This is a genomic window from Franzmannia qiaohouensis, assembly GCF_031451695.1.
Classification (GTDB): Bacteria; Pseudomonadota; Gammaproteobacteria; order Pseudomonadales; family Halomonadaceae; genus Franzmannia; species Franzmannia qiaohouensis.
The window spans coordinates 65945-87926 of the sequence record NZ_JARWAM010000015.1 but is presented as its reverse complement, the minus strand read 5'-3'; the positions used below and the strand labels follow the sequence as shown (position 1 = coordinate 87926).

Genomic DNA, 21982 nt, shown 5'->3' with positions numbered 1-21982 from the left:
TCCGTTTGGCAGCCTGAAAGGTGTTCATATGCAGCGTTCAGTGACAGAGTTTCTCCGTCCTCGCGATATCAAGGTCGAAGAGATCAGCGCGCACCACGCGAAGATCGTGCTCGAACCGTTCGAGCGCGGCTTCGGTCACACCCTGGGGAATGCTCTGCGTCGCATCCTGCTCTCGTCGATGCCCGGCTGTGCCGTGGTGGAAGCCGAGATCGCGGGTGTCGATCACGAGTACAGTGCGATCGAAGGGGTCCAGGAAGACGTCATCGAGATCCTCCTGAACCTCAAGGACGTGGGGATCAAGATGCACAGCCGCGACGAGGCGGTGCTCTCGCTGAACAAGCAGGGCCCGACCATCGTGACCGCGGGTGACATCGCCACCGACCACGACGTCGAGATCGTCAACCCCGAGCACGTCATCGCCCACGTCAACGAGGGCGCCGAGCTGCAGATGCAGCTCAAGATTGCTCGCGGTCGTGGCTATGAGCCGGCGGATACCCGCCTTGGTGCGGATGACGAATCACGGGCCATTGGTCGCCTGCAGCTGGATGCGACCTTCAGCCCCGTTCGCCGGGTTTCCTACGCCGTTGAAGCGGCGCGTGTCGAGCAGCGTACTGACCTCGACAAGCTGGTCATCGACCTGGAAACCGACGGCACCCTGGATCCGGAAGAGGCGATCCGTCGCAGCGCGACCATCCTGCAAGAGCAGTTGGGTGCGTTCGTCGACCTGGAAGCCGACAAGGAACAGGAAGTGGAGGAGGAAGAGGATCATATCGATCCCATCCTGCTGCGTCCCGTAGACGATCTCGAGTTGACCGTCCGCAGTGCCAACTGCCTGAAGGCCGAGAATATCTACTACATCGGCGATCTGATCCAGCGCACCGAGGTGGAGCTGTTGAAGACCCCGAATCTCGGCAAGAAGTCGTTGAATGAAATCAAGGACGTGTTGGCTGCGCGCGGTCTGTCCCTAGGCATGCGGTTGGAGAATTGGCCGCCGGCAAGCCTGAAGGACGACAAGGCCTCCGCGTGAGCGTCGACTCGAGTCCCAGTTTGGTAAGGAATCACAACCATGCGTCATCGTAAGAGTGGTCGCCACTTAAACCGTACCAGCTCGCATCGCCAGGCCATGTTCAAGAACATGTGCGTGTCGCTGGTCGAGCATGAAATGATCAAGACTACCCTGCCCAAGGCCAAGGAACTGCGTCGTCATATCGAGCCGCTGATCACCCTGGCCAAGCAGGACAGCGTCGCCAACCGTCGTCTGGCCTTCAGCCGCACCCGCTCGAAAGAGACGGTCGGCAAGCTCTTCAACGAGCTGGGTCCGCGTTACGTCGAGCGTCCGGGCGGTTACGTCCGTATTCTCAAGTGCGGTTTCCGCACCGGCGACAACGCGCCCATGGCCTACGTCGAACTGGTCGACCGTCCGATTGCCGAAGAGGCTGCCGCCGAGGAGTGATCCCCGGCGTTGCCTTCGGCACGGCAGACAAAACCGGCTCCTTTCGAGGAGCCGGTTTTTTTACAGGCAGCCGGAGGCCAGCTGTTCTTGCCGCGTACAACGCTCACACGCTGTGAACCCCTCCTTGGGCGCTCCATTCTTCATCCATGAAGAATGAGGTTCGCTTGTGTACGCGCCAAGCGCTGGCCTGATGGCACTTGGCGATTTAAGCGGTGGCCTCCGGCTCGGTTTTGTGGGTCTTGGCACGTGCCAGCAGCGGCTTGAGGAAGTGGCCGGTGTGAGACCCTGCCATCTTGGCGACCTGCTCCGGGGTGCCCTCGGCAATGATCTGACCGCCGCCGGAGCCGCCTTCCGGGCCGAGGTCGATGATCCAGTCGGCGGTTTTGATCACATCCAGGTTGTGCTCGATGACCACGATGGTGTTGCCGTGGTCGCGCAGGCGGTGCAGCACGGTAAGCAGCTGGCGGATGTCCTCAAAGTGCAGGCCGGTGGTGGGCTCGTCGAGGATGTAGAGCGTCTGGCCGGTATCGCGCTTGGCCAGCTCGCGAGCCAGCTTGACGCGCTGCGCTTCGCCGCCGGAGAGCGTGGTGGCGCTCTGGCCGAGGCGAATGTAGGAGAGCCCGACGTCGAGCAGGGTCTGCAGGCGGCGGGCAATGGCGGGTACCGGTGAGAAGAACTCCAGCGCCTCCTCGACGGTCATCTCCAGCACCTCGTGGATGCTCTTGCCCTTGTAGTTGATCTCCAACGTCTCGCGGTTGTAGCGCTTGCCCTTGCAGACGTCGCAGGGCACGTAGATGTCGGGCAGGAAGTGCATCTCGACCTTGATCATGCCCTCGCCCTGGCACGCCTCGCAGCGCCCGCCCTTGACGTTGAAGCTGAAGCGTCCCGGCTTGTAGCCCCGCGAGCGCGCCTCCTGGGTGCCGGCAAACAGCTCGCGGATCGGCGTGAAGATGCCGGTGTAGGTGGCCGGGTTGGAGCGCGGCGTGCGGCCGATGGGGCTCTGGTCGATGTCGATGACCTTATCGAGCTGCTCGAGGCCCTCGATGCCAACATGGGGAGCCGGGGTCAGGGTGGTGGCGCGATTGAGCTCGCGTGCAGCGATCGGCATCAGGGTGCCGTTGATCAGCGTCGACTTGCCGGAGCCGGAGACGCCGGTGATGCAGACCAGCAGCCCCAGCGGCAGCGTCAGGGTCACGTCCTGAAGGTTGTTGCCCGTGGCGCCGGTGAGGCGCAGCTGCTTCTCGGGGTTGCCGGGAATCCGCCACGGCGGTACCTCGATGCGCCGTGTGCCGGCCAGGTACTGGCCGGTCAGCGACTGCTTGCACTCCTTGATCTGCTGCGGGGTACCCTGGGCGACGATCTGGCCGCCGTGGACGCCGGCGCCCGGGCCGATGTCGAGCACATGGTCGGCGGCGAGGATCGCCTCCTCGTCGTGCTCGACCACGATCACGGTATTGCCCAGGTCGCGGAGATGCACCAGGGTCTTGAGCAGGCGGTCGTTATCGCGCTGGTGCAGGCCGATGGAGGGCTCGTCGAGGATATACATCACCCCCACCAGGCCGGCGCCGATCTGGCTGGCCAGGCGGATGCGCTGGGCCTCGCCGCCGGAGAGGGTCTCGGCGCTGCGCTCCAGGTTGAGATAGTCGAGGCCGACGTTGACCAGGAACTCCAGGCGCGCCTGGATCTCGTTGACGATCTTGACGGCGATCTCGCCCTTGCGCCCGGGCAGTGCCAGCTGCTGGAAATAGCGCAGCGCCTCGCCGATCGGCATGCGCACCATCTCCGGCAGCGTGCGATCGTCGATATAGACGTGGCGTGACTCCTGGCGCAGCCGGGTGCCGTGGCAGCTGGGGCAGGGCTGTACGGCGAGGTACTTGGCCAGGTCCTCGCGCACCATGTTGGATTCGGTCTCGCGGTAGCGGCGCTGCATATTGGGTAGCACGCCCTCGAAGGGGTGCTCGCGGGTGACCTTGCGACCGCGGTCGTTGACGTAGCTGAAGGCGATGTCGTCGTGACCGCTGCCGTGGAGGATCACCTCCTGTTCGTGGCGGGCGAGATCCTGCCAGGGCGTCTCCAGAGCGAAGCGGTAGTGGCTGGCCACCGCCTGCAGCTGGTTGAAGTAGTAGACGCTGCGTCGGTCCCAGCCCTTGATCACGCCCTCGGCCAGCGACAGTTCGGGGTGGCTGATCAGCTTGGCCTGGTCGAAGAACTGCTGAACGCCAAGGCCGTCGCAGCTCGGGCAGGCGCCGGCGGGGTTGTTGAACGAGAACATCCGCGGCTCGAGCTCGGCGATGGAGTAGCCGCAGACCGGGCAGGCGAAGCGCGCCGAGAAATTGATATCCTCGTGCTCGCCGTCCATGAAGTGAATCACCGCCACGCCGTCGGCCAGGCCTAGTGCGGTCTCGAATGACTCGGCGAGGCGCTGCTGCAGGCCGTCGCGGACCTTGATGCGGTCGACCACCACGCTGATGTCGTGTTTCTTGTTCTTGTCCAGCGGCGCGATGTCGTCGAGCTCGAGGATCTGGCCGTCGATCCTGGCGCGCACGAAGCCCTGGGCGCGCAGCTCGGCGAGCAGCTGCAGGTGCTCGCCCTTGCGGCCGCTGACCACCGGTGCCAGCAGCATCAGCTTGCTGCCCTCGGGCAGCGCCACCACCTGGTCGACCATCTGCGAGATGGTCTGGGCCTCGAGGTCTTCGCCGTGCTCCGGGCAGCGCGGGGTGCCGGCGCGGGCGAACAGCAGGCGCAGGTAGTCGTAGATCTCGGTGATGGTGCCGACGGTGGAGCGCGGGTTGTGGGAGGTGGACTTCTGCTCGATGGAGATTGCCGGCGAGAGGCCCTCGATATGGTCGACGTCGGGCTTCTCCATCATCGACAGGAACTGCCGGGCGTAGGTCGAGAGCGACTCGACGTAGCGGCGCTGGCCTTCGGCGTAGAGCGTATCGAAGGCCAGCGACGACTTGCCGGAGCCGGACAGCCCGGTGACCACGATCAGCTTGTCGCGGGGCAGCTCGACGTCGACCTGCTTGAGGTTGTGGGTGCGCGCACCCCTGACCAGAATCCTGTCCATTACCACCTCATGCGCAGCGCAAAAGCTCGATTATACGGCCCCGCCATGAGTCGCGGCAAAGGCGCATGTCATGCAGCGGCATTACGGCATGGATTCCCTGTACGGCGGCGAGTGGGTAGAATACTCGGTCCGTCATCCTCGGGCGTCCCGCGCCCGTCCACACGAGTTCGACACGTTGCACTGCGCATGCTCTCTGGTCTGCTGTTAGCCACCGAACGCCGTGCCATCATCGGCCTGGCCAGCCTGTATGCCTCGCGCATGCTGGGGCTGTTCATGGTGCTGCCGGTGCTGGCGCTATATGCCGACGACCTGGCCGGCGCCACGCCGCTGCTGATCGGCCTGGCGCTGGGTGCCTACGGGTTGACCCAGGCGATCCTGCAGATTCCCTTCGGCCTGCTCTCCGACCGCATTGGACGCAAGACGGTGATCGCCGCCGGGCTGGTACTGTTCATGCTCGGCAGCGTGGTCGCCGCACTGGCCGACAGCATTGGCGGGGTGATTCTGGGCCGCTGCCTGCAGGGCAGCGGGGCGGTGGCGGCGGCCATCATGGCGCTGCTCGCCGACCAGACCCGCGAGCAGGTGCGCACCGCGGCGATGGCTACCATCGGCATGTCGATCGGCGTGGCCTTTGCCTTGGCAATGGTCATCGGCCCGTGGCTGGCCAGCGGCTTCGGCCTGTCCGGGGTGTTCTGGTTCACCGCGCTGCTGGCGGCGCTGAGTCTGCTGGTGCTGTGGCGGCTGGTGCCCCAGGCGCCGCGCCGGCTGCGCCATCGCGACGTGCTGCTCGACCGTGCCCAGCTCAAGGCGACCCTGGGGCGCAGCGACCTGGTGCGACTGGATATCTCGATCTTTGCCCTGCACCTGATCCTGATGGCGATCTTCGTTGCCGTGCCGTTCCGCCTGCTGGAGGTGGGCATCGCCCTGCCGCACCATGGCTGGGTCTACTTTGCGGTCATGGCGCTGGCCTTCGTGGTCATGGTGCCGCTGGTGATCTTTGCCGAGAAGCGTCACCGCATGCGCGGCGTGTTCCTGCTGGCGGTAGCCGGCATGGCGCTGTGCCTGCTGGGGCTCGGTGCGTTGCCCGTTGGTCTGGTGTCGATGAGCCTGCTGCTGCTGGGCTTTTTCATCGCCTTCAATCTGCTCGAGGCGACGCTGCCCTCGATGATCAGCAAGCTGGCGCCGGCGGGGGCCAAGGGCACCGCCATGGGGGTCTACTCCACCAGCCAGTTCCTGGGCGCCTTCCTGGGCGGCGTCATGGGCGGTGCCCTGGCCCAACAGTGGGGCTATGATGCGGTATTCTATGGCAGTGCGCTGGTTGGGCTGGGCTGGCTGGCGGCGATCTGGGGGATGCCGGCGCCGCGCCATCTGGCCAGTGAAGTGGTAGCGTTGGACGAGCAGGCGCATGGTGATGCCCTGGAGACGCTGATGGAGCGTTTTGCCGACGTGGCTGGGGTGGAGGACGTGCTGGTGGTGCCTGAAGAGCGGCTGGCCTATCTCAAGGTCGACCGCCAGCGCCTCGACAGCGATGCCCTGGCGCGAGTGGTGGGGATCAAGCGAAACCACTAGCCGTTGGCTGGTGGTCAACAAGACATCGGGGGCGTCATGGCGTCGCCCGGCAATCAAGGAGCGAGACATGGCTCGTGGAGTAAATAAAGTCATCTTGATCGGTAACCTCGGTCAGGATCCGGAGGTGCGCTTCCTGCCCTCCGGCAACCCGGTGGCCAATCTGCGTATCGCCACCACCGACAGCTGGACCGACCGTCAGAGCGGCCAGCGTCAGGAGCGCACCGAATGGCACACCGTGGTGCTGTTCAACAAGCTGGCCGAGATCGCCCAGCAGTACGTCAAGAAAGGCTCGCGGATCTACATCGAAGGGCGCCTGCAGACGCGCAAGTGGCAGGGCCAGGACGGTCAGGATCGCTACAGCACCGAGATCGTCGCCAACGACATGCAGATGCTCGATAGTCGCGGCGCTGGCCAGGGCGGCGACTTCCAGCAGCAGGGCAACTATGCCGGCGGCATGCCCCAGCAGGGTGGCTACCCTCAGCAGGGCGGCAATGCGCCGCAGCCGCCCCCCCAGGGCGGTGGGTTTGGCCAGGGCCAGCAGCCGCGGCCGCAGCAGCCGACGCCGCAGCCGGCTCCCCAGCAGCCGCCGGCCCAGGGCGGCCAGCAGCAGGGCAATAACTATGGAGCGCCGGCGCCGGGTAGCTTCGACGACTTCGACGACGAAATCCCGTTCTGATCGTGAGGCTGCTGATACTCGATGCCGGCCACTGCCTGAGCCTGGCACTGGCGCGTGAGGCCAATCGGCGCAGCGATACCCGGCTGATGATCGAGGAGCGCCAGGCGATCAGCGCCGAGGCGCTCGCCGAGCTGGCGCCCGACGCGCTGGTGATCCCGCCGCTGGCCAGGCCGATCAGCGCCGAGCCGGCGGCGGTCGTTGCCCACGCCGAGGCGGTGGAAGCGTGTCTCGAGGCGTGTCGTGCCACGCATACGCCGCTGGTGTGGTGCGTCTCCGACCAGCTCTACGAAGATGGCCACGACGCGCCTATCGACGAGCACGTGATACCTGCGCCGCGCGACGAGAGCCTGCGGCGCTTGATCCAGGTCGGCGACCGGATTCGCCAGCAGTACGCCGAGCACCTGATCGTGCGCCTGGGGCCGCTGTTCGCGCTGGATGGCGCCAGCGCCTGGCTCAGCGAGCTGATCGACAGCCTGCTGGCCGGCGATGAGGTGCGGGTGGCCGAGGACGTGATCTTCTGCCCGACTTCGGCGGATGCCGCGGCCATGGCGCTACTCGGCATGCTGCACCAGCAGCACTGCGGTGCCAAGGCGTGGGGCGCCTACCACCTGGCGGGCACCGAGCCGGTCAGCGGCTACACCTTCGCCTCGATGGTGCGCACCCAGCTTGCCACGCGCCTCGAAGGGCTTGGCGAGCAGGTCGAACTGGGGCCGCTCAAGGCGCTCAATCACCACCACGACCAGCCGCTGCGCCGGGTGCTCAACTGCCGGCGGGTACTGGAGGCCTTTGGCGTGCACCAGAAGCCGTGGCGGCTGGAGGTGGGGCGCATGCTCGACACCTGGTGCCACGGGCGCAGCGCTGGAGAGGCATCATGAACCTGCTGCGTAGTCTGCTGTTCTATGCCGGCTATTTCCTGACCATGCTGGTGTGCGGCGTGCTGTTCCTGCCGCTGGCGCCGCTGCTGCCGCTGGCCGGACGCTACCGCCTGCTCAACCTGTATAACCACGCCATCATTGCCTGGTTTCGGATCAGCTGCGGCGTGCGCTACGACATTCGCGGTCGCGAGCGACTGCCTGACGCGCCCTGCGTGATCCTCTCCAACCACCAGTGCGAATGGGAGACGCTGTTCCTGCAGGTGCTCAAGCCGCCGGTGTGCACGGTGCTCAAGCGCGAGCTGCTGAATATTCCGGTGTTCGGCTGGGGGCTGCGCCTGCTGCACCCCATCGCCCTTGATCGCTCTCGGCCGGCCCGCGCCATGCGTCAGGTGCTGACCCAGGGCAAGCAGCGTCTGGAGGCGGGGCTGTCGGTACTGATCTTTCCCGAGGGTACGCGGGTCGCGCCGGGCCAGCGTCGCCACTACAACAAGAGTGGTGCAGTGATCGCCTGCCGTGCCGGCATGCCGGTGCTGCCGGTGGCGCACAACGCCGGAGAGCGCTGGCCGGGGCGCCACTGGGTCAAGAACCCCGGGCGGCTGTCGGTACGCGTCGGTGAGCCGATCGACACCCGTGGTCGCACGCCTGAAGACGTACTGGTCGAGGTCGAAGCGTGGATCGAGGGCCAGCTGGCGGAGATTTCCGAAGTGCCGCGGCCCGCTGCCCCGGTGGGGCGTGGTGAGCCGCTGCCCGGCTGAGCGGTTGCATGGACCTTGACGACGAACGGCGCCCCGCGGGGCGCCGTTCATCGTTATGCGGTTGCTGCGCGTGACGCTCAGTCGCTGAGCTTCTCCAGCACCAGGCAGGCATTGGTGCCGCCAAACCCGAAGCTGTTGGAGAGCACACGGTTGACCTGGGCACCGTCGCGCCGCTGGGTCACGATATCGAAGCCGGCGGCCTGCTCGTCGAGGTCATCGACGTTGGCCGAGGCGGTGATGAAATCGTGCTCCATCATCAGCAGCGAGTAGATCGCCTCCTGCACGCCGGTGGCGCCCAGCGAGTGGCCGGTCAGCGACTTGGTCGAGCTCATCGCCGGGGTCTTGTCGCCGAACACCTCACGCACCGCCTTGAGCTCGGCGACATCGCCCACCGGCGTCGAGGTGCCGTGGGTGTTGATGTAGTCAATGCTGCCGTTGACGGTGGCCAGTGCCTGACGCATGCAGCGCGCCGCGCCCTCGCCGGACGGTGCCACCATGTCGTGGCCGTCGGAGGTGGCGCCGTAGCCGGTGACCTCGGCGTAGATCTTGGCGCCGCGGGCCTTGGCGTGCTCGAGCTCCTCGAGCACCAGCATGCCACCGCCGCCGGCGATGACGAAGCCGTCGCGGGCCTTGTCGTAGGGGCGTGAGGCCTTCTCCGGGGTGTCGTTATAGTGGGTCGATAGCGCGCCCATGGCGTCGAACAGGCAGGAGAGTGTCCAGTGCTCCTCCTCGCCGCCGCCGGCGAAGACCACATCCTGCTTGCCGAGCTGGATCTGCTCCACGGCGCTGCCGATGCAGTGCGCCGAGGTGGCGCAGGCCGAGGAGATCGAGTAGTTGACGCCCTTGATCTTGAACGGTGTGGCCAGGCAGGCCGAGACGGTACTGCCCATGGTGCGCGTCACCCGGTAGGGGCCCACGCGGCGCAGGCCCTTGTCGCGCATCACGTCGGCGGCCTCGACCTGGTTGGCGCTGGAGGCGCCGCCGGAGCCGGCGATCAGGCCGGTGCGCTCGTGGGAGACCTGGGCCTCGCTGAGGCCGGCATCTTCGATGGCCTGGGCCATGGAGACATAGGCGTAGGCCGCGGCATCGCCCATGAAGCGGCGCAGCTTGCGGTCGATCAGGGCATCGAGGTCGATATCGACCACGCCGGCGACCTGACTGCGGAAGCCACGCTCGGCGTATTCATCCTTGAAGCGAATGCCCGAGCGCCCTGCCTTGAGCGCATCGAGGACCTGGTGCTGGTCGTTGCCGAGGCAGGACACGATGCCCAGTCCGGTGACTACCACTCGTCGCATGGGAGCCTCCTGTCAGAAATTCGCGGTAGAGGTAAACAGGCCGACACGCAGGTCGTTGGCCTGATAGATGTCGCGGCCGTCGACGGTCACGGTGCCGTCAGCCATGCCCAGAATCAGGCGCCGGGTGATGATGCGCTTGATATTGATATGGTAGGTGACCTTCTTGGCCTCAGGCAGGATCTGGCCGGTGAACTTGACCTCACCGCAGCCCAGTGCACGGCCGCGACCGGGATGGCCGAGCCAGCCGAGATAGAAGCCGACCAGCTGCCACATGGCGTCGAGGCCCAGGCAGCCGGGCATCACCGGATCGCCGGGGAAGTGGCAGTCGAAGAACCACAGGTCGGGGACGATATCGAGCTCGGCGATCAGCTCGCCTTTACCGTGATCACCGCCTGCCTCGTTGATGCGCACGATGCGATCGAGCATCAGCATGTTGGGGGCCGGCAGCTGAGCATTGCCTGGGCCGAACAGTTCGCCTCGGCTGCATGCCAGCAGCTCGTCACGGCTATAGGATTCTTGCTTGGTCACTGAGTCGTTCCGAGAGTCGAATTTATTGTGGCGCGCGCTGCACGCGGATTGGCTGCATTCTACTGACAGCGGGCAGCGATTGCACGCCGGCCGTATGTCGCTGCGTTGGCGGGCATTTTTTGCATTGCCCTTCAGCCTGGGGGCATGATGCCGATAAACCAGTGATGATGACAAACCGCCACGAGGCAGGGCAACGCATTGACCCCCGATTTCACGACACTGTGCCATGTGGCCACACTTCTCGCTTAGCCGGCCGCTAGTCTGGCTGGCTCTGGCCGGCCTGGCGGCGGTGAGCTGGCTGCCGGGCGTGTGGCTACGCCTTACGGTGGTGGCGATCATTGCGTTGGGCCTGTTCGATGCCTGGCGCCAGGTGCGCAGGGAGCATCGCCGTGCGCGGCTCTCCGAGGCGGCGCTGATGCTCTCCGAGGATGGCGTGATGATCAGCGATGCGCGCAATCGCATCGTTGCCGTCAACCCCGCCTTTACCAAGATCACCGGCTACGCCAGAGAAGACGTCGAGGGCCAGGATCCGTCGATGCTCTCCGCCGGGCGTCACGACAAGGTGTTCTACGAGCGCTACTGGCAGTCGTTGACCACCACCGGCCGCTGGGAAGGTGAAATCTGGAACCGCCGCAAGCACGGCGACGAATACCCCGAGTGGCTGCGCGTCCAGGCGTGCCCGGATGAGCGCGGTCGTATCAGCCACTACGTCGGCATGTTTACCGATATCTCCCGCCACAAGGCCCGCGAGCAGGATCTGCGCCGGATCGGCTTCGAGGATCCGCTCACCGGCCTGCCCAACCGGCGCCGCCTGCATGACCTGATGACCTCGCGACTGCGCCACCTGCGTGCCGGCGAGGGCCTGGATATCGCCCTGATCGACATCGACGGTTTCAAGGCGGTCAACGATGCCATGGGCGTCGATCTTGGCGACCGGCTGCTGGCGCGCTTCGGCCAGCGCCTGGCCGGCCACGTCGCCGGTGGGGTGGTCGGGCGGCTCGGCGGCGACGAGTTCATGGTGATTCGTACCACCACATTCGATGACCACGACAAGTGGGTCGCCGGCCTGCGTGCGCATCTCAGCGAGCCGTTCGAGCTCAACGGTCATAGCCTGCGCCTGGGGTTGACCATAGGCAGCTGCCGCGCGCCGGAGGATGGCCGCGACTCCGGGGTGCTGTTTCAGCGCCTGGAGTCGGCGCTGTACAGCGCCAAGCGTCACGGACGCAATCACGACCAGCGCTTCCGCCCGTCGCTGGACGTTGCCGGTGACCGCCAGCTGGCACTGGTCAACGACCTGCGCGCAGCCCTGGCCAGCGGCGGTCAGCTCGAGCTTCACTACCAGACCCAGCACCGTCTCGACAGCGGCGAGCTGGTTGGCATGGAGGCGCTGCTGCGCTGGCGCCATCCCCAGCACGGCATGATCTCGCCGGCTGATTTCATCCCGCTGGCCGAGCGCCACGGCATGATGAGTGCGCTGGGCAACTGGGTGGTCGAGCGCGCCGCGGCGCAGCTGGCCAACTGGCGCCTGGCCGGTATGCCGGCGGTGCCGATATGGGTCAATATCTCGGCCATTCAGCTGATCCAGGGCGATCTCGAGTCGCGGCTGGCGGCCTGCCTGTCTCAGCATCAGCTGCCGGCCAGCCTGTTGGGGCTGGAGCTCACCGAGTCGGTGCTGCTCGACGAGCGTGCCGGCGATATCTACCCGCGCATGGCGGCGCTGCGCGCGCTGGGCCATCAGATCGCCATCGACGACTTCGGCACCGGCTATTCGTCGCTGAGCTACTTGAAGCGCCTGCCGGTGGACAAGCTCAAGCTCGACCGCGCCTTTGTCAGTGCCCTGCCCGACGATCCGGCCGATGCCTCGATCGTCAGTGCGGTGCTGGCCATGGCACGCGGTCTCGATCTCGAGGTCATCGCCGAAGGGGTGGAGACCGAGGCCCAGCGCCAGTTCCTGCTCGAGCACGGCTGCCCGCTGGTGCAGGGCTTCCTGTTCTCCAGGCCGTTGCCGGCGGCAGAGGTCGAGGCACATCAGCTGGGCACCCCGCAGCCGGCCTGAGCCTCTCGACCGAGGCGCCGACATAGCCACAGGCACAGCAAAGCCCACACCGCGGCCTGGGCCGGCAGCAGCCACGTGGCCAGCTCGACGCCGGCCAGGTGCGCGCCGGCAAAGTACGACGACGGGCCGCTGGTGGCGCCGCCCAGCATGGCCAGCCACGGATGCTGCCACAGCCAACGCAGCGGGTGGTGCAGCAGGGTGGCGAACAGCGGCCACAGCAGCCATAGCCACAGCGGTAGCACCCCCCACTGGTCGGCGCCGAAGTCGAAGCCGCCGGCCAGGCTCAATCCGCCGTCGATCGCCAGCCCCAGCGCGGCGAACCCCGCCAGCCAGCGCCACTCCCCAGCGCCCGCCAAGCAGCGCAGGTGGACGCCGATGACCAGCGCAGCCACCAGCGCTCCGATCAGCGAGCCGCCCAGCACGCAGCTGAACCAGCCGACCTGAAAGGCCGCCACGTTATACACCGCCCGCCGCACCTGCGGATCCTGCAGGCGAGCCAGGATCATACCGCGCCCGTCAGCGGTGCCGGGCGAGCCCCGGGTTTGGCCAGCAGCAGGTGGCAGGTGCCGATGGTGCGCTCCAGGAAGCCCCCTTCGCAGTAGCACAGGTAGTAGCGCCACATGCGAATGAAGCGCTCGTCGTACCCCATACGGCGGATGCTGTCGAGACTGGCCTCGAAGCGCTGGCGCCACTCGCGCAGGGTGCGCGCGTAGTGCAGGCCGATCTCGTCCAGCGCCAGAACATTGAGGCTGGTACGTCGGCTGAGGCTGGCGAGGATGGCGTGATGCGAGGGCAGAAAACCGCCGGGAAAGATATAGCGCTTGATGAAATCCATGTCGCGCTTGGCGGCCTCGAAGCGCTGGTCGCGAATGGTGATGGCTTGCAGCATGGCCTGGCCGTCATCGGTGAGCAGACGGTCGAGGGTCGTCAGGTAGGTGTCGAGGTACTGATGGCCGACGGCTTCGATCATCTCCACCGAGATCAGCCGGTCGTAGCGCCCCTCCAGCTCGCGATAATCCTGCTGCAGCAGGGTGATTCGGTCGCCGAGGCCTTCCGCGGCGATGCGTTGAGCGGTATGCGCGTACTGCTCGGCGGAGATGGTGGTGGTGGTCACCCGGCAGCCGCGGGTCTTGGCGGCGTGGATCGCCAGGCCACCCCAGCCGGTGCCGATCTCCAGCAGATGGTGCTGGGGGCCGACATCGAGCTTGTCGAGCATCACGTCGAGCTTGTGGGTCGAGGCCTGCTCCAGGCTCGCCTCGGCGTGGGGGAACAGCGCGCTCGAGTACATCCAGTGCTGGCGGTCGAGAAAGGTCTCGAACAGATCGTTGCCGAGATCGTAGTGGGCCGAGATATTGCGCTTCGAACCGCGCAGGGTATTGCGCTGCAGGCCGTAGAGCGCATTCAGCAGCCAGCGCCCGAGCCGCGCGCTGCCGTTCTCGACCTCGCCGTTGACGCGCTCCAGGTTGATGGCGAACAGTCGCGTCAGGGCGACCAGGTCGTCGCAGTCCCAGTCGCCGTCCATGTAGGCCTCGGCGGCACCCACCGTGCCGCCCAGCGCCAGGCGCTTCCAGGCTCCGTGGCGGTGCACCCGCAGGGTGACGTGCAGCGGGCCCCCGCGGCCCAGCTGCTGGCAGTGGTCGCCCTCGATCAAGGTGACCTGACCGCCTTCCAGGGCGTCCAGCTGGGCCAGCAGGCGCGGCTTGACGAGACGAATCAGACGGCTGCCGTGGCGTGGCAGGTCCTGTGAGGTGGCAGAGCGTGTCGTACTCACGACGGTGTCTCCTCGCGATGGGGGTGATCATGAACGGGGACGCCCTTGGCCCACAGCCGCAGCGCCTCGAAATGGATGCCGGCCAGGGTCTTGAGGCTCATCCACGGCTGCCGCGCCAGGCTGGCAAGCAGCACGCCGCGGGTTGCCGGACGTGCCTCGAGGGTCAGGGTGGCGTCGAAGTGGCAGCGCTCGTCCTTCCAGTTCTCCATGTGCAGCAGCAGCTGCTCGCCGGGGGCGTTGAAGCGCCAGCGGTAGGTCATGTCCATGGGATTGAAGGGTGACACGTGCATGGCCTTGGCGAACTCGGCGGCATGGCTGTGACGCTGCGGATCGACTGCGCAGGCGTAGCGCACCCGCTCACCCCAGGGGGTGTTGCTGACCTCGCCGAGCACCGCGCGCAGGGCGCCGTCGCGGTCGTAGGCGTAGTAGACCGAGATCGGGTTGAAGCCCATGCCGAGGGTGCGCAGCTGGGTCAGCACGCAGATGCGCCCACCCGGGGCCGCACCGAGCTGGCGCTCGAGCTCCTCGCGCACCACCGTCGCCAGCGGTCGGTCGTGGGGCGTCAGGTAGTCCTTGCGTCGGAAGCGTGCCAGTGCCGGGCGCCGCGCGCTGAAACCCGGCACGCCGTCGAACAGCGCGGGCAGCTCGTCGAGGTCGAGCCAGGCCATCCACACCTGGTAGCTGAAGGCGTGGGCGCGCGGGGTGAAGCGCCGGTGGCGCAGTTCGCCGCGGTAGATGCGCGAGTGTGGCTGACTCATGCGCGCTCCTCGGCCAAGGGCTGGGTGCCGGCCGGAGATGCTGCGTCGCTGCCCAGCGACCGGGCCACGCGCAGCGCACTCCATACGCCGTCTTCGTGAAAGCCGCTGCGCCAGTAGGCGCCGCAGAAGTGGGTCCGCCGCTGGCTGCCGGAGATCTCGGCGTGGCGCGCCTTGGCGGTCTCGCCGGCGAGGGTGAACTGGGGATGGGCGTAGTCGAAACGCCCCAGCACCTTCTGCGGGTCGATGGCCTGGCTGTCGTTGAGCGTCACGCAGAAAGTGTGCGGGCTCTCGAGGCGCTGGAGAATATTCATGTCGTAGGTCACCGAGACCCGGGCATCGGCGTCGCGGCCATCGAGCCGATAGTTCCAGCTGGCCCAGGCGCGCCGGCGGCGTGGCAGCAGGCGGGTATCGGTATGCAGGACCACGTCGTTGGATTGATACGGCAGCGCCGCGAGGATCTCGCGCTCGGCGTCGCTCGGGTCGCTGAGCATGGCCAGCGCCTGGTCGGCGTGGCAGGCCAGCACTACCTGGTCGAAACGCTCCTCGCCGTGGCGGCTGGTCAGCGTCACGCCCTGGGCGTCGCGGCGTATTGCGCGTACCGGGCTCGCCAGGCGAATGCGCTCGCGATAAGGCGCGGTGAGTGCCGGAATGTAGGCGCTTGAGCCGCCCACCAGGGTGTACCACTGGGGACGGTTGCTGACCGACAGCAGCCCGTGATGGCGGAAGAAGCGCACGAAGAACTGCAGCGGAAAGGCCATCAGGTCGCCGATGCTCGCCGACCAGATCGCCGCGCCCATGGGCAGCAGGTAGCGGGTGCGGAAGTCATCGCCGTAGCCGCCGGCCGAGAGATAGTCGCCAAGGGTCATGGCCGGGTCGAGGCGCTCGGCGTCGAGGTCGGCGCTGGCCTGGCGGTTGAAGCGCAGGATATCGCGCAGCATGCGATGGAAGCGCAGGCTCACCAGGTTGCGCCGCTGGGCGAACAGCGACGTGAGGGTGTGGCCGTTGTACTCGAAGTCGCGGCCGTCGAGGCTGACGTCGATGGTCGCGGTATGGCCGCCGAGCCGGGACTCGGCCTCGAACAGGGTTACCTCATGCCGAGGCGTGAGGTAGTAGCCGGCGGCCATGCCGCTGATGCCGCTGCCGACGATGGCGATACGCTGTCGCGACGTCATGCGTTACCTCCGCTGGTGTGGCCGTCGCCTTGCACCATGCGCAGGCCGAGGCGCCGCCGCAGACGCGGTGGCAGGATGCCCATCAGCCGTACCAGGTTGGTGAAACGGCGTGGGAAATGGATGTCGAGCTGGCGCCGGTCGAGGCCCTTGACGATGGCCGCTGCGGCCTGCTCGGCGCTGATGCGCATCGGCATCGGGAAGTCGTTGCGGTCGGTGAGCGGCGTCTTGACGAAGCCGGGATGAATCACGCTGACGTCGATGCCTTCGGCGTCGAGATCGAGGCGCAGCGACTCCAGGAAGTAGCTGAGGGCGGCCTTGGAGGCACCATAGGCCTCGGCGCGGGGCAGCGGCACATAGGCCGAGGCGCTCGAGGTGGCGGCCAGCAGCGGGCGAATGCCGTCATGGTCGCGGGCGCGGCGCAGCAGCGGCAGCGCCGTCTCCATGGCGTACAGGGCACCGAAGAAATTGGGCGCAAAGACGCGTTCTACCAGGTCCACGTCAAAACGGCGCGCATCGAGATACTCGCAGGTGCCGGCATTGAGTATCGCCAGGTCGAGCCCGCCGAGCTGTGCCTCGAGGCGCTGGCCGGCGGCGCGTACGGCGCTGCGATCGGCGACGTCGAGGGGGACCACCAGGGCGTTGTCGGAGCTCGCCGCCAGGGCATTGAGCTTATCGACATTGCGCGCGCTCAGCGCTACGCGGTGGCCATCGGCCAGCAGCCGTTCGGCAAGCGCCAGGCCAATGCCGGACGTAGCCCCCGTCAACCAGATGCGCCGCGGTTGTTGCAGTGTGGTCATGCCTCCTCCTGGCCAGCGATTCGACGGCGCCGGCCGTCCTGATCATGTACGTGGCCAGGGCGAGGCTGGATGCACTGCCTGTCTCAGTGCCTAGCCGACGCGACGCTTGACCTGGCGGATCACGCTGCCCAGCAGCGGTAGCCGCTCGTAGAGCATGGCGCCGGCATCGAAGTAGTCGCGATGCTGGCAGACCCGCTCGCCGTGGGGGCCGTCGCTGGCGGCGAAGCGCAGCCGCGAACAGCCCTCTACGTGGTAGTCCCGTCCGCCCTCGAGCCGGGGATGACGCAGTGACATGGTCCAGGTCACGAAGGCGGTGTCGGCCAGGCGCTGGCGCTCGCCAAAGGCGAAGCGGCAGGTTTCGACGTTGGCGTAGAGCCCCTCGAAGTAGCCGGTCAGAGCCGCGATACCGTCGATACGGTGCAGCGGATCTTGGAATACCACGTCACTAGTGTATACCTCTGGCAGCAGATGTGTAGAGGTTTTGTCTAGCTTATTGAAGAAGTCGCAGAACGACTCCAGGGCAGGATCCTGGTGCATGGCGGGCTCCGTTAGAGGTGGCCGGGTAGGGGGCTAGTTCTTCAGGGTCTTGAAAGCGTCCAGTGCGCGCGCCCGGGCGGCCTTGTGGTCGACGATGGGGGCTGGGTAAGCGGCGCTGTCGAGGAGGTCGCCCACGGGGGCATGGCGCTTCTTGGTCGCCAGGTTGGACAATTCGGGTACAAATTCAGTAATGAAATCGGCCTGCGGGTCAAAGCGCGTCGATTGGGTGGTGGGGTTGAAGATGCGGAAATAGGGGGCGGCATCGGTACCGGTGGAGGCCGCCCACTGCCAGCCGCCGTTGTTGGCGGCAAATTCGCCGTCGACCAGGTGGCGCAGGAAGAAGCGCTCGCCGCGGCGCCAGTCGATCAGCAGGTGCTTGGTCAGGAACATCGCCGTGACCATGCGCAGGCGGTTGTGCATCCAGCCGGTCTGCACCAGTTGGCGCATGGCGGCGTCGACCAGCGGATAGCCGGTGCGCCCTTCGCACCAGGCGGCGAAGCCGGCATCGTCGTCGCGCCAGGCGAGGGCTTCGGTGTGCTGCTGAAAGGCGCGGTGCCGGCACACGCGGGGAAAGCCGACCACGATGTGCTGGTAGAACTCGCGCCAGATCAGCTCGCTGACCCAGGCGCTGAGGCCAGCGTCGCCGTCGGCCAGCTGGCCGCCGTTCTCGCTCATCACCGCCTGCAGGCACTGGCGATGCGAGATCATGCCCAGCGCCAGGTAGGGCGATAGCTCGCTGGTGCCGCGCACCGCCGGGAAGTCGCGCTGCTGGTGATAGTGCTTGCCGCGGTAGCGCAGGAAGCGCTCCAGGCGATCGGCGGCGGGGCCCTGGCCTGCCGGCCAGTGGCGGCCGTCGATGGGGGTGTCGACGAGGCTCGGCAGGGCCGGTAGCGGATCGCTTTCGATCGCCAGGCGCGCCTGGGGAGCGGGTGTCTCGCGCAGGGCGAGGCGCTCCGCATCGACCTGGCGATGCCAGGCCTTGGCGAAGGGCGTGAACACGCTGTAGTAGTCGCCCTGCCCGGTGAGCAGTTCGCCGGGGTCGAAGGCCACGGCGTCGCGGTGGGCATGAAACGCCAGGCCAGCCTCGTCGAAGGCGGCGGCCACCTGTTGGTCGCGGCGCCGTTCGTCGAGGGGATATTCGGCGTTGACGTGGAGTGCCTCGGCAGCGTGCTCGCGGGCGATCGCCAGCAGCGCCTGAGGGGCGGCACCGAAGTGGCCGATATCGCGGTGCAGCAGGGGGATGTTGAGCCCGGCCAGGTCGTCGCGCAGCGCGGCCACGCCGCGCGCCCAGAAGTCGAGCTTGTTGGCACCGTGGCCATGCTGTTGCCACTGGCCGAGACAGCGCAGGAACACGGCGATCACCGGGCCGCGTGCGGCGGCCTCGGCGAGGGCGGTGTTGTCGTGGGTGCGCAGGTCGCTACGAAACCAGACCAGGCGAGGCGTCATGGCGGGCATCCTTGTTCGGCAGTCGTGTTCGACATGGCGGCCGGCGATGCTGCGGGGCTGGGGCGCGGCTCAGGCGCGCAGCAGCGGCGCCAGACGCGACATGGCCTGCAGCGGGTCATCGCCAAGTACCGCGACCTGGCTGTCAGCGAGATCACCGGCGCGGATCCGGGCGATGGGCCCGCACAGCCCCACCGGTACCTCGAGCTGCTCGGCCAGTCGCGGCAGCTGGCGGCGCACCAGATCGGCGCGCTCGGAGTGGCCGCTGCAAAGCAGCAGCGCGCCGGCGCGCAGGCGCTCCACCGCCAGCGGCAGCTCGTTGAGCGGCAGCGGCGCATCGAACAGTTGCACTCGGTAGCCGGCCTGGCTAGCGGCTAGCGCCACCAGCAGATCCCACAGCGTGCCGTGATCGTCGGGCAGGCGGTTGATCAGCAGCGTGGCGCCCTGGCTATTGAGGTTGGCGTGGTAGAGCCGCGTACCGATGCGGGTGCGCAGGAACGCCTCGAGGGTCCGCCGCTGCAGGGCGGCGCCGAGCTGCTCGTCCCAGTGCTCCTCGAGCGCCTCGACCACCGGCTTGAACAGTTCGCTTAGGCAGGTGCTGACCGGATAGAGCGCCATGCACTGGTTATAGAGCGTATCGAGGCGCACCAGGTCGAGGCTCTCGACGGCGGCGATCAGCTGCTGGCGCTGGCTGGGCCAGTCGCCGGCGGCGGGCTCCGGGGCTTCGACGGTGCGTGGCTGGTCGAGTAACTCGCGCACCTGGCTGACCGGCACCCCGCGATTGAGCCACTGCAGAATGCTCTCGATGCGCTGGATGTCATCGCGGGCATATAGGCGGTGCCCCTTGGGCGTACGCTGCGGGCAGATCAAGGCGTAGCGGCGTTCCCAGGCACGCAGTGTGACCGAGTTCACGCCGGTCAGGCGCGAGACCTCGCGGATCGGATAGAGCGGCGCATCGGCCGGATGGGTCGCCTTGTCACTCATGCGCTCTGATGCCTCTCGTTCATAGTGGTGATCAATGGCGGCGATCACCTTAACGTATATGATGCTCAGGATGGTGCAAAATGTTGTACAAGGCAATGCCCCTGTACAAAGCGAGGCTATTCTAGCGCTGCTGCCGGCCAACGGCGAGGCTTGTTGTGTTAACGCCCAATGCACTGATGTCCGGTCAGCCGGTCACCCCGAGCCAGCGTTCGGCGAGGCGCCTGCCGGAACACCAGGCGTCTTCGACCCGTGGGCCCAGCCAGCCATCGCCGCATAGCGCCAGCCCCTGCTCGCCGAGTCGATAGCCTGGGCCCATCGCGGCATGGAGCGGCTGAGCGTAGCGCCAGCGGTGGGCCGCCAGAAGCCGTGGTGTCGGCGGCCGAAGCGTGCCGGGGAGCTGCTCGAGGAGGGCCGCATAGAGCGCCTCGGCGACCTGCTCGGCGGACCGTTCCAGCCACGCCTGGCTCCACTCGGCGGTGGCCAGCAGGGTCAGGCTCTCGCCCTGCTCGGCGCGGCCGGGTTTATGATGGTTGCGCGCCACGAAGCGCAGTGGCCCCTGATTGATAAACGCCGCCTGCCAGCTGCCATCGACACCGGGCAGCTCGGGCAGCGGCGCGTCGAACAGCGCATAGCCGGCCCAGCAGGGCGACTGTTCGAGGCTGCGACAGGCCTCGGCCAGGGTGTGATCATGGGCGGCGATCAGCGCCTCGGCCTGGGGCGCCGGGGCACTGATCGCCACGCGCTGGAAAGGGCCGTGGCGGCGCTGCTGGTCATCCTCGAGGTACCAGCCGTTGGCCCGCCGTTCGAGGCCAAGAACGCGCGCGCCGGCGTTGAGCTCGAGGCCCTCGGCGAGGTGCCGGGACAGGGCGCTCATGCGCGGTACCGCGCAGTAGCGCGGCAGGTCGTCGCTGTGCTGCTGCCAGCCATGGGCGTCGACGCGCCATAGCGCGGTGGGCCAGGGCGCCACCAGGCCACGTTCGAGCCAGCCTGCCAGCTCGGCCTGGAAGGCGGGGTCGCGGGCGGTAAAGTACTGGGCGCCAAGATCGACGATGGCGCCGGGTGCGCGGCGGCTGGACAGCCGGCCGCCGGGGCCGCGGGCCTTGTCGAACAGCGTCACGGCATGGCCGGCGTCATGCAGGCTACGGGCGCAACTCAGGCCGGCGATACCGGCGCCGATCACCGCTATGCTTGAAGAGGGCGAAGGCATGGCGTTATCCATGTCGGTATGAGAATGTCGGATAGATTATCAGGTATAGTACAAGCACTGTATAACTTTTGGCGAACCCGTCACTGACTTGGCAAGGAGAGCTTGGCCATGCGCATCTTGATCACCGGCGGCAGCGGTTTCGTGGGGCAGCGACTGTGCCAGCGACTGGCCGCCAACCACCAGCTGATGGTGGTATCTCGCGACCCGGCGGCAGCCCGCCGCCGCTTGCCCGAGGGCACGCAGGTCATCGCCAACGTGCTGGAAGCGCTCGACGCGGCGCCCGAAGCCCTGGTCAACCTGGCCGGAGAATCGATCGCCGCCAAGCGCTGGAGCGACGAGCAGAAGCGGCGCCTGATCGACTCGCGGGTCGACGTCACTCAGGACCTGGTGATGCTGTGCGCCAAGCTGGCGGCCAACGGCCAGGCGCCGCGTGTGCTGGTATCGGCCTCGGCGATGGGCTTTTACGGCGCCCAGCCGAAACAGGGCGAGCCTGGCCAGCAGCCGGTTACCGAGGAGACTGCGCCCCACGACGAGTTCGCCCACCGGCTGTGCGAGCGCTGGGAGAGTGTGGCACGCGGCGCGGCGGAGCACGGCACCCGTGTCGCGCTGCTGCGCATCGGCCTGGTGCTCGACCAGGGTGGCGGCAGCCTGCAGAAGATGCTGCCGCCGTTCAAGCTGGGGCTGGGGGGGCGCTTCGGCGATGGCCGCCAGTTCATGCCCTGGGTGCACCGCGAGGATCTGGTACGCGCCATCGAGTTCCTGCTCGAGCGCGACGACCTCGAGGGGCCCTTCAACGGCTCGGCGCCGCATCCGGTGACCAACGCCGCCTTCAGCCGCAGCCTGGCGCGCCAGCTGGGGCGCCCGGCCATCTTCCCGGTGCCGGCGATGGTGCTCAAGGCCGCCTTCGGCGAGATGTCGAGGCTGCTGCTGACCGGTGCCGACATGCGCCCGGCGCGCCTCGAGGAGGCCGGCTTCACCTTCACCTATCCGACCCTGGACAAGGCGCTGGCGGCGATTCTCGACTAGCCGTGGCCAGCGCCGC

The 21982-nt window shown here is 67.3% G+C and carries 20 protein-coding genes; 8 read left to right on the top strand and 12 right to left on the bottom strand.

Translation table 11 applies throughout. The features are described from left to right. The first annotated feature begins 28 nt into the window (after positions 1-28). Positions 29-1027, top strand: coding sequence for a DNA-directed RNA polymerase subunit alpha (locus QC821_RS18195; RefSeq protein ID WP_095623198.1), 999 nt, complete (start codon positions 29-31; stop codon positions 1025-1027). Positions 1028-1066: 39 nt separating this feature from the next. Further along, positions 1067-1453, top strand: a complete 387-nt coding sequence (gene rplQ, locus QC821_RS18190; protein ID WP_076749583.1) for a 50S ribosomal protein L17 — start codon at positions 1067-1069, stop codon at positions 1451-1453. Positions 1454-1658: 205 nt separating this feature from the next. Here the strand turns inward: rplQ and uvrA are convergent, their stop codons facing one another. Continuing rightward, on the bottom strand, positions 1659-4520 hold the full coding sequence (gene uvrA / locus QC821_RS18185; RefSeq protein ID WP_309724417.1) for an excinuclease ABC subunit UvrA: 2862 nt from the start codon (positions 4518-4520) through the stop codon (positions 1659-1661). A 180-nt stretch (positions 4521-4700) separates the two neighbouring features. On the opposite strand from uvrA, the gene QC821_RS18180 reads away from it, so the two are divergent. The 4 genes from QC821_RS18180 (at position 4701) to QC821_RS18165 (ending at position 8392) form a co-directional block, all read left to right on the top strand. After that, positions 4701-6086, top strand: a complete 1386-nt coding sequence (locus QC821_RS18180; protein ID WP_309724468.1) for an MFS transporter — start codon at positions 4701-4703, stop codon at positions 6084-6086. 67 nt (positions 6087-6153) lie between these two features. Beyond that, on the top strand, positions 6154-6762 hold the full coding sequence (gene ssb / locus QC821_RS18175; RefSeq protein ID WP_309724415.1) for a single-stranded DNA-binding protein: 609 nt from the start codon (positions 6154-6156) through the stop codon (positions 6760-6762). A 2-nt stretch (positions 6763-6764) separates the two neighbouring features. Continuing rightward, the gene (locus QC821_RS18170; protein WP_309724413.1) at positions 6765-7637 is read left to right on the top strand and encodes a sugar nucleotide-binding protein; all 873 of its coding nucleotides are present in this window, start codon (positions 6765-6767) and stop codon (positions 7635-7637) included. Next, positions 7634-8392: a lysophospholipid acyltransferase family protein gene (locus tag QC821_RS18165; protein ID WP_309724411.1), complete on the top strand. Its 759-nt coding sequence runs from the start codon at positions 7634-7636 to the stop codon at positions 8390-8392. Before QC821_RS18170 ends, QC821_RS18165 begins: the two co-directional genes overlap by 4 nt. Before the next feature lie 77 nt (positions 8393-8469). Here the strand turns inward: QC821_RS18165 and fabB are convergent, their stop codons facing one another. Both fabB and fabA read right to left on the bottom strand, forming a co-directional pair. Beyond that, positions 8470-9687 carry a beta-ketoacyl-ACP synthase I gene (fabB, locus tag QC821_RS18160; protein ID WP_309724409.1) on the bottom strand — a complete coding sequence of 406 codons (1218 nt, stop codon included), beginning with the start codon at positions 9685-9687 and terminating at the stop codon, positions 8470-8472. A gap of 12 nt (positions 9688-9699) precedes the next feature. Beyond that, a complete protein-coding gene (gene fabA / locus QC821_RS18155) occupies positions 9700-10215 on the bottom strand; it encodes a 3-hydroxyacyl-[acyl-carrier-protein] dehydratase FabA (RefSeq protein WP_309724407.1) in 516 nt (171 codons plus the stop codon). 226 nt (positions 10216-10441) lie between these two features. Between fabA and QC821_RS18150 the strand changes: the two genes are divergently transcribed. Beyond that, positions 10442-12271, top strand: a complete 1830-nt coding sequence (locus QC821_RS18150) for a putative bifunctional diguanylate cyclase/phosphodiesterase (protein ID WP_309724405.1) — start codon at positions 10442-10444, stop codon at positions 12269-12271. Here the strand turns inward: QC821_RS18150 and QC821_RS18145 are convergent. From QC821_RS18145 to QC821_RS18105, 9 genes are all read right to left on the bottom strand, one after another. Beyond that, positions 12244-12777, bottom strand: a complete 534-nt coding sequence (locus tag QC821_RS18145; RefSeq protein ID WP_309724403.1) for a DUF2878 domain-containing protein — start codon at positions 12775-12777, stop codon at positions 12244-12246. The genes QC821_RS18150 and QC821_RS18145 overlap by 28 nt on opposite strands. Then, positions 12774-14042 (bottom strand): class I SAM-dependent methyltransferase, encoded by a 1269-nt coding sequence (locus QC821_RS18140; protein WP_309724401.1) that lies wholly within the window; start codon positions 14040-14042, stop codon positions 12774-12776. Before QC821_RS18140 ends, QC821_RS18145 begins: the two co-directional genes overlap by 4 nt. After that, complete coding sequence (locus QC821_RS18135) at positions 14039-14800, bottom strand: DUF1365 domain-containing protein (RefSeq protein WP_309724400.1); 762 nt, start codon at positions 14798-14800, stop codon at positions 14039-14041. Before QC821_RS18135 ends, QC821_RS18140 begins: the two co-directional genes overlap by 4 nt. After that, positions 14797-15972, bottom strand: a complete 1176-nt coding sequence (locus QC821_RS18130) for an NAD(P)/FAD-dependent oxidoreductase (protein WP_309724398.1) — start codon at positions 15970-15972, stop codon at positions 14797-14799. Before QC821_RS18130 ends, QC821_RS18135 begins: the two co-directional genes overlap by 4 nt. Further along, the gene (locus QC821_RS18125) at positions 15969-16769 is read right to left on the bottom strand and encodes an SDR family NAD(P)-dependent oxidoreductase (protein ID WP_309724396.1); all 801 of its coding nucleotides are present in this window, start codon (positions 16767-16769) and stop codon (positions 15969-15971) included. Before QC821_RS18125 ends, QC821_RS18130 begins: the two co-directional genes overlap by 4 nt. Before the next feature lie 90 nt (positions 16770-16859). After that, positions 16860-17306: a nuclear transport factor 2 family protein gene (locus tag QC821_RS18120; protein WP_309724394.1), complete on the bottom strand. Its 447-nt coding sequence runs from the start codon at positions 17304-17306 to the stop codon at positions 16860-16862. Positions 17307-17339: 33 nt separating this feature from the next. Beyond that, positions 17340-18752 (bottom strand): deoxyribodipyrimidine photo-lyase, encoded by a 1413-nt coding sequence (phrB, locus tag QC821_RS18115; protein WP_309724392.1) that lies wholly within the window; start codon positions 18750-18752, stop codon positions 17340-17342. A 69-nt stretch (positions 18753-18821) separates the two neighbouring features. Continuing rightward, positions 18822-19733: a MerR family transcriptional regulator gene (locus tag QC821_RS18110; protein WP_309724390.1), complete on the bottom strand. Its 912-nt coding sequence runs from the start codon at positions 19731-19733 to the stop codon at positions 18822-18824. 184 nt (positions 19734-19917) lie between these two features. Next, on the bottom strand, positions 19918-20940 hold the full coding sequence (locus QC821_RS18105; protein ID WP_309724388.1) for an NAD(P)/FAD-dependent oxidoreductase: 1023 nt from the start codon (positions 20938-20940) through the stop codon (positions 19918-19920). Between the two features lie 108 nt (positions 20941-21048). Between QC821_RS18105 and QC821_RS18100 the strand changes: the two genes are divergently transcribed. Then, positions 21049-21966: a TIGR01777 family oxidoreductase gene (locus QC821_RS18100; protein WP_309724386.1), complete on the top strand. Its 918-nt coding sequence runs from the start codon at positions 21049-21051 to the stop codon at positions 21964-21966. Positions 21967-21982: the final 16 nt, after the last annotated feature.